Below are 7,469 nucleotides of genomic sequence, written 5' to 3' on the forward strand. Positions count from 1 at the left end.
AAATACTGTTCAGATACGAAGCACCGGCACTGGCTGATGCCGCAAATGGAGCGCTGCGCCGCGATGCCGAACATTGAAGTTGCTCATCTTGCGCTTGACGCCGCGCGGGTTCAGGCGCCCACGACTGCTCACGCAGCGCCCGCGCGCGATCTCGGCCAGCAGGGCCTCGCGCCAGGCAGGCAAACGCTCAGGGGGAAACGGCCGCAGCTTGCGGCATCTTGCGCTTGATCACGCGCACGGCGTGCATGAAGCTCAGGCGATCCGGATCGAGTTCGCGCGCCCAGGCCGCCTGCGCCATCAACTGGCGAATCGCAAAGTGCGCCAGCAGCAGCCCCCACAGCTCCTGCTGCACCAGCTCGGGCGTCTTGCTGCGCAGCACCGTGCTGTTGGCGCGCAAATGCGTCTTGAACTCATCGAACACCCCCTCGATCTCCCAGCGCTCGTGGTACAGCGCGGCCAGCTCCAGGGCCGGCGCCGCATCGGGGTCCAGGAGGTTGGTCAGCAGCCGGTAGCTGCCCTGCGCCGGCGTGGCCGAGCCCTCGAGCGCGTAGTCGATCACACGCACCGTTTGCCCTGCGCGCCGCGCGCGGTCGTCGCTGTCGAACACGCGGCTCAGGTACGAGCCATCGGGCAACATCTGCTCTACCGGCAGCTTGAGGTTGGATTTGACCCGCCAGGCCAGCTTGGCGCCCGTAGCGCAGGCGGTCTGCCAGAGCTTGAAGCCGTAGAAGTTGCGGTCGGCCAGCACCAGCATCTCGGGCGTGAGCTTGGCGGGCAGCAACTGGGCGGCCATGACCTGCTCGCTGTGGCCGTAGGGTGCGATGCCGGCTGCCACCACCGCGTGCGTGCCGCATTCCACCAGGCCCAGAACGCGCGCCTGCGGGAAGGCGCTTTGGCCGCGCGAGGCGCCCGGGTAGCCGAAGAACTTGGCGTTGGCCGCCTCGTCGGCCACGTCCATGCAGCTGCCGTCCAGGGCCATCACGCGCAATCCCCGGTACCACGCCCCTGGCGCCCCCGGCGCGGCCAGCGGGCGCAGCACCCGATCGGCCAATTGGCGCATGACCTCGGGGCCCAGCCGGCTGCGCGCCTGCGAGATCGCGGACTTGCTGGCCTGCACCGCCTCAGTGTGGCCGCCGCCGAGCCATTGCAGGCCTTCGCACACCACGCGCAGCACTTCCTCCAGCGGCGCTTCGCGCCACAGCGCCAGCGCCATCACGTAATACACCACTGCCGGCGCGGGCAGCAGCCGCTCCCGCTGGCTGGCCTTGCCGGTCTCGGCCAACACTTCTTCGATCAACGTCCGTGGACACACGCTGGCCAGCACCCCGGCGCTGATCAAATGCGCAACGTCAACTCTCGACGGCAGCGTCTTGCGTGTTCTGGCCATCACCCTCATCCATTGAAGCTTCGATGGATGAGGATTATGGCTTTAAAAATACTATCTGAACAGTATTGCATCTAGGCCTGTTTGACTGACAGCATGGCTGCTAACGATAGGCTTGGCATGAATGATCCACTCGGGCCCTGTCGCCAAGTTCGTGAATCTTTAGGCCAGGCCTCTTCTCACCTCTTTTGCCAAGTCGAAAATCGTTGCTATCAGCGGAGCGTTCTGTCGTTCGCGACGACAGATGAAGTCGACGTGGGTGGCCATTGCTGTATCCAGAATCTTCAGCTTCACAAGACGCGGATCTGGAACATAGGCTGTCTCGGCAACGACGCCTAGTCCTATTCCTTGTGCGACTGCCTCGCGGACAGCCTCCCGGCTTCCCATCTCCAGCGCAACCTGGATGTTGATATTGCGGGCAATTAGCTCGCTCTCGAAGACTCTTCTTGTCGTTGAACCTTCCTCACGTATGACGAAGCGCTGGCTCTGAAGGTCCTTGAGCACTATCTCACCGCACCGGGCTAGGGCGTGCTCTCGGTTCGCAAAGACCACCAGGCGCTGTGACCTGTATGGCATGCAATGGAGTTCGGGGTGCTCGGCGTGATTGAGGACCACGCCGACATCACCCTGGTAGTCGAGGAGCTTTTCCGTGATTGAGCGGGAGTCGCCTACACGGACAGAGACCTCGACCTGGGGATGGCGGCTCCCGAAGGCCTTCAGAACAGGGACTACGTTGTACGGGCCGATCGCGTGAATCACAAGACGCCCGACGAATCGGTTTTTGGCTGCTGCCAAAAGGGCGTGCGCATCTTCCTCGCCGCTGAATGCCCGCCGCGTGTAGTCCAGCAGAGTCCTGCCAAAGGTAGTCAGCTCAAGCCGGCGGCCTTGACGAAGAAAAAGCTCCACGCCGTACTCATTCTCCAGGCGCTGAATATGCGCTGAGATGGTGGGCTGCTGTAGATCAAGCAGCTTCGCAGCAGCAGTCATGCTTCCGGCCCTTGCCGTCGCATCAAAGGCTTTCAAAGCCGCAAGTAGCGTGAGTCCAGACATAGGTGTTATCTATAGATACCCCTATTTTTCGGGGTGCAAGTTTCATATTGATGACACGTTCCACGAACAAACTGCACGCATGCCTAGCCGTATCGAACTTCTTTCTGCGGCAAATGTGCGTCATAAGCGCTCTCGCGCTGCTCGCAGGCAGAAACTTGCAAAGGTAACAACATGAAGTTGGAGAAGGACCGAGACGTTCTGAGTCTCAAGGGAGTTTCCGTCCGCTACGTTGACTCGACCGTGGCCTTGCACCCGACGAGTCTGGATGTGAAGCAGGGAGAGTTTTTGGTGCTTCTGGGCGCCTCGGGCGCAGGGAAGTCCACCTTGTTACGAAGCATCAATGGACTGGTGCTGCCCACAAAAGGCGAGGTATCGATACCTGGCCTGGCAGGTGGGGTAGTCAACGCAAAGACGCTGAGAGAGCACCGCAAGCGCTGTGGGATGGTTTTCCAGCAGCATCATCTGATTGGACGTCAGTCGGTCCTCAGGAATGTTCTGATGGGAAAGCTCGGTGACAGGGGTGCATTCGCTTCGCTATGGCCGTGGAGCAAGAAGGACAAGCTGGAGGCGCTCACAGTGATTGAGCGTGTCGGGCTGCTCGAAAAGGCGCTCTCCCGGGCTGATGCCTTGTCTGGGGGGCAGCAGCAGCGCGTAGGCATAGCTAGGGCGCTAATACAGAAGCCACGAATCCTGCTGGCCGATGAGCCTGTTGCCAGCCTGGACCCGGCAACCGCACATAGCGTGCTCACCTTGTTGCATGAGATCTGCAAAAAGGACCACCTCACCGCAATCGTGAGTCTTCACCAGGTGGAGCTCGCGCGCTCGTTTGCAGACCGAATCATTGGGCTCCGCCAGGGAGCTGTTGTATTCGAGGGTAGGGCAGAGCAGCTGAGTCCTGATGTTGCGCGGAACCTCTATGCAAAGCAGTCCAACGCTTCCAACACGAGTGCGTCCACTGATAGCCCCCGAACTCTTCAATCCAGTCAAACCAAGGAGCTCTTGCCATGCTGAATCGCCGTAACTTCTCTCTTGTTGTCAGCGCAGCTTCTTTTGCTGCACTCCTTCCTCTGTGGGCTCATGCGCAGGGAAAGGATCCATCAAAGCTTCGTGTCGCCCTTCTTCCAGATGAGAACGCTGCCAGCATCATCCAGAACGCGCAGCCTCTTAAGCGCTATCTTGAACAGCAGCTCAAGAAGGATGTTGAGATTGTGGTGACTACCGATTACTCCTCGATGATCGAGGCAATGCGGTTCGGTCGGATTGAGGTAGCGTACTTTGGACCGTTTTCGTACGTTTTGGCCAAATCTAAGGCGTCCGGGATTGAGCCCTTTGCGGTGGGCGTTGAACGTGGGTCGCCCACATACCAGTCGGTCCTCATCGCAACGGCCGGAGGGCCGGTGAAAACGCTTGAAGACGTGCGCGGCAAGCCCTTCGGATTTGGCGACCAGGCGTCCACATCAAGCCACCTTGCACCACGTGCACACCTGCTCAAGAAGTACAAGCTTGATGGTGAGAAGGACTATCGGCCAGTTCACCTTGGGGCACATGACGCGGTCGCACGTGCGGTGCAGTCGGGTCAGATTCCAGCCGGGGCTCTGTCCAAGCCGATTCTGGACAACCTCATCGCTCGAGGAAGCATTGATGCCACGAAGATTGTTCAGCTTGACCTTTCTGCTCCCATTCCAAACTATCCGGTCGTCATGCAGGGGGACCTCAAGCCTGAGCTCAAAGCTGCCATCCGCTCTGCCTTTCTGGACATGAAGGATGCTGAGGTGCTCAAGGCGTTTCGTGTCCAGGCGTTTGCCGCCACTGATGACGCTGCATATGACGTCCTTAGGGATACCGCAACCATCCTGAAGCTTGATTTGGGCCGTATGCAATGACCTCGGCTGCATTCGAGAACATCATCAGTCGCGACAAGCGGGAGCAGTTCATTGGACTGCGCAATACAGCGTTCGTCCTTCTGGTTTGCCTTGTAGCCCTGTACGTCACGGGGTTCTTCGATGCACAGCGGTTCATCGAAGGCGCCCCGGCTGTCAAGCAGCTCTCATCTGAGATGGTCCCTCCCAACTTCGACCGCTGGGAGCACTGGGTCATCCCGCTGAGGGACACCTTGGCGATGTCGATTGCCGGCACAGCACTGACTATCGTGCTTTCACTTCCGCTGGCGCTCCTGGCGGCTCCAAACACCACCCCCAATCCTTTGGTGGGAAGAGTGGCCAGAGTCATCCTGGCGGCATTCCGGTCCGTGCCAGAAATCATTCTTGGCATTCTGTTCGTGGCAGCCGTAGGGTTTGGTGCTCTACCTGGGGTGCTCGCACTAGCGTTGCATTCCACGGGAATGGTCGCAAAGTTTTACGCGGAAGCCATTGAGCACGTGGATCCGAAGCCACTTGAAGCAGCTGCTGCGGTAGGCGCAAGCCGCTTTCAGGTCATCTCGCATGCCGTTATCCCCCAAGTCCTTCCACAGTTGGCAGACATAACCATCTATCGCTGGGAGTACCACTTCAGGGCCTCCGCAGTACTTGGCATTGTCGGTGCAGGTGGCATCGGCTTCGAGTTGATGGCAGCACTTCGCCTTGTCAAGTATGACGAGGTCTCAGCCATCCTTCTGTCGATTCTTGCCTGTGTCCTCGTGGTTGACAGCATTGGATCGATGCTGCGAAAGCGTCTCAAGTAAATCGAAAAATGAATCATCGGAAAATCGTCGTAACGCAGCCAGTTCATGAAGAGGTTCTAAGGAAGCTCCAGGCTGAGGGTGAGGTCATCATGAATCCAGGGCCTGACCCCTGGAGCCCCAGCCAGCTCAGGGAGTACCTCGTGGATGCTGATGCCATGATGGCCTTCATGACAGACAGTGTGACCAAAGAGTCGCTGCTGAACGCTCCCAGGCTCAAGACCATCTCCTGTGCACTCAAGGGGTACGACAACTTCGACCTGAGGGCTTGCGCACAAGCCGGGGTGAGCGTCACCTTTGTTCCTGACCTCCTCACAGAGCCCACAGCCGAGCTGGCCATCGGATTGGCTATTGCTGCTGGCAGGAACGTGCTTCAGGGTGACGCCGCTACAAGAGCAGGCTACTCTGGGTGGAGGCCAGCTCTATACGGAACCGGGCTTCATGGGTCGGTGGCCAGCGTGATCGGTCTCGGAAAAGTTGGGCAGGCCATATTGGCGCGACTCGCGGGCTTTGGCTGCGCGCGGCTGCTTGGTGTAGACCCAAGTGTGCGTCTAGATCAGGTCGAACTGGTCACGCTTGATGAGGCTGTCAGCACATCGGACTATGTGTTCCTGGCAGTGCCTCTTGTTAGCGATACGCGCCACCTGGTTGACTCCAGGATGCTTCAACTATCGAAAAAGGGCCAGATCCTTGTAAACGTGGGTAGGGGGTCTGTGGTCGACGAAAGGGCGGTTGTCGATGCCTTGGCGAATGAGCAACTTGGCGCGTACGCCGCTGACGTCTATGAGATGGAAGATTGGCTACTTCCAGACAGACCTCGCGAAATTCATCCGGGATTGACCAACAACGCCAGAACAGTACTCACTCCCCACATCGGCTCGGCTGTGAGACGCGTACGGTTCGAAATTGAAATGCGGGCTGCTGAGAACCTAGTCCGCTCACTCAGGGGCGAGAGTTTGAGTGATGTTGCTGTCGAGGCCAGCGCGGCAGCATAGGTATGGTTGCTCGGCGGTTTGCACGCCAGCTGAAATGGGCGCGGCTTCAGAGCCTATGTCCTATGGCTGGGTGCAACCTGCCCGTGTGATGCCATCCTGCTCGCCAAGGGGAAATGACTTGAGTCATCATCGAAGTGGTTTAGCGATGATGTTCTCTGCACGGCGCAGCTCATGGGGTAAGCCCAAATGGGCGCATGGCAAACACCAGATACTTCGAGGGGTCAGGCTACAACACTGATCGTTCTTGGCCTCTGATAGTGGTTTCAACCCAGGACGTTTCAGCTGAGGTCATTACATTCGGCTCGTAGTAGAGGTGACGCTGCTTTGCGAGTTCTTGGACTGCACGGCTGAACCCTAGGTCTAATACAACCGCACTGCGCAGAGTGTTGAGATGCACCGCCGAAAGTGTCTCCCTCGCCCCTTTAGGGTCTGCCTTAGAGTTCACGCAGACGACGAGGTGCGTTGTCGCCGATAGACTGCTTTGATGCATCTCAATGAATCTAGGCTGTTGATTTCCACGCAGAACTGACCCGCCGGGGATGCGGACAAAAACTTGGACTACCAGGGGAGGTAGTTCATGTACTCATACGCAGACAGGATTCGTGCAGTTGCGCTTTACATCAAGCTTGGCTTGCGTGTCAGAGCCACGATTCGCCAGTTGGGGTACCCAACCAAGAACGCATTGAAAGGCTGGTATCAGCACTACCTGAAGCATCAGGATTTGCCAGCAAGCCAAGCTCCAAGAGCACCAAAATATTCGCTGCAGCAAAGGCAGGTGGCTATTGCTCATTACCTCGCCCATGATCGCTGTATTGCTGCAACGATGAGGGCTTTGGGTTATCCGGGTCGAGGAACGTTGACTGCGTGGGTTCGGCAAGACTGCCCTGACACCTGCAAATCGAGAGTAGGCAGATCTTGGCCGGCTACAAAGCCTGATGCCTTGATGTGTGAGGGCGTGGTGCAGCTGTGTGCCCGTCGATCAAGTGCACAGCAGATTGCGGACAAGTTAGGGGTGTGTAGGGGGACTGACCTTGCCCCTGTTCCGTGTAGTTCTTAACCCACGATTCACGCGGCCTTTTTGCGCTGTGCCTCGTACCAGCGCTGCTCATACTGCATCGGGCTGAGGTAGCCCAGCGACGAATGCAGCCTGCGGTGATTGTAGAAAGCCATCCAGTCCATCACCGCCTGCCTGGCCTGCTCACGGGTGGCGAATTTGTGGCCATGCACGCTGGCCGTTTTCAACCGTCCCCAGAAGCTTTCCGTTGGAGCGTTATCCCAACAGTTGCCCTTCCTGCTCATCGATGACCGCATGCCCCAGCCCTTCATAGCCTCCTGGACCTCGTGGCTGCAATACTGGGCGCCC

The 7,469-nt window shown here is 58.5% G+C and carries 7 protein-coding genes and 1 pseudogene; 5 read left to right on the forward strand and 3 right to left on the reverse strand.

Annotation, left to right across the window (positions count from 1 at the left end; genetic code table 11):
* Positions 1 to 187 precede the first annotated feature (187 nt).
* A complete protein-coding gene (locus tag Q392_RS25900) occupies positions 188 to 1,396 on the reverse strand; it encodes an IS4-like element ISBvi1 family transposase (RefSeq protein WP_011517431.1) in 1,209 nt (402 codons plus the stop codon).
* A gap of 150 nt (positions 1,397 to 1,546) precedes the next feature.
* Positions 1,547 to 2,434 (reverse strand): LysR substrate-binding domain-containing protein, encoded by an 888-nt coding sequence (locus tag Q392_RS25905; protein ID WP_027011074.1) that lies wholly within the window; start codon positions 2,432 to 2,434, stop codon positions 1,547 to 1,549.
* Positions 2,435 to 2,605: 171 nt separating this feature from the next.
* On the opposite strand from Q392_RS25905, the gene phnC reads away from it, so the two are divergent.
* The 5 genes and pseudogenes from phnC to Q392_RS32365 form a co-directional block, all read left to right on the forward strand.
* Positions 2,606 to 3,445: a phosphonate ABC transporter ATP-binding protein gene (gene phnC / locus Q392_RS32355; RefSeq protein WP_003056095.1), complete on the forward strand. Its 840-nt coding sequence runs from the start codon at positions 2,606 to 2,608 to the stop codon at positions 3,443 to 3,445.
* Complete coding sequence (gene phnD, locus Q392_RS25910; RefSeq protein WP_003056094.1) at positions 3,439 to 4,317, forward strand: phosphate/phosphite/phosphonate ABC transporter substrate-binding protein; 879 nt, start codon at positions 3,439 to 3,441, stop codon at positions 4,315 to 4,317. The genes phnC and phnD overlap by 7 nt, the downstream gene beginning before the upstream one ends.
* Complete coding sequence (gene phnE, locus Q392_RS25915) at positions 4,314 to 5,114, forward strand: phosphonate ABC transporter, permease protein PhnE (RefSeq protein WP_003056093.1); 801 nt, start codon at positions 4,314 to 4,316, stop codon at positions 5,112 to 5,114. Before phnD ends, phnE begins: the two co-directional genes overlap by 4 nt.
* Positions 5,115 to 5,122: 8 nt before the next feature.
* Positions 5,123 to 6,106 (forward strand): NAD(P)-dependent oxidoreductase, encoded by a 984-nt coding sequence (locus Q392_RS32360; RefSeq protein WP_011517523.1) that lies wholly within the window; start codon positions 5,123 to 5,125, stop codon positions 6,104 to 6,106.
* Between the two features lie 577 nt (positions 6,107 to 6,683).
* A pseudogene (locus Q392_RS32365) lies at positions 6,684 to 7,133 on the forward strand (IS3 family transposase); the annotation flags it as partial.
* A gap of 38 nt (positions 7,134 to 7,171) precedes the next feature.
* Here the strand turns inward: Q392_RS32365 and Q392_RS32370 are convergent.
* Positions 7,172 to 7,469, reverse strand: a 298-nt coding sequence (locus Q392_RS32370; protein WP_157008307.1) for an integrase core domain-containing protein, incomplete at its 5' end; no start/stop codon positions are given.

The sequence above is a fragment of the Xenophilus azovorans DSM 13620 genome (assembly GCF_000745855.1).
Lineage (GTDB): Bacteria > Pseudomonadota > Gammaproteobacteria > Burkholderiales > Burkholderiaceae_C > Xenophilus > Xenophilus azovorans.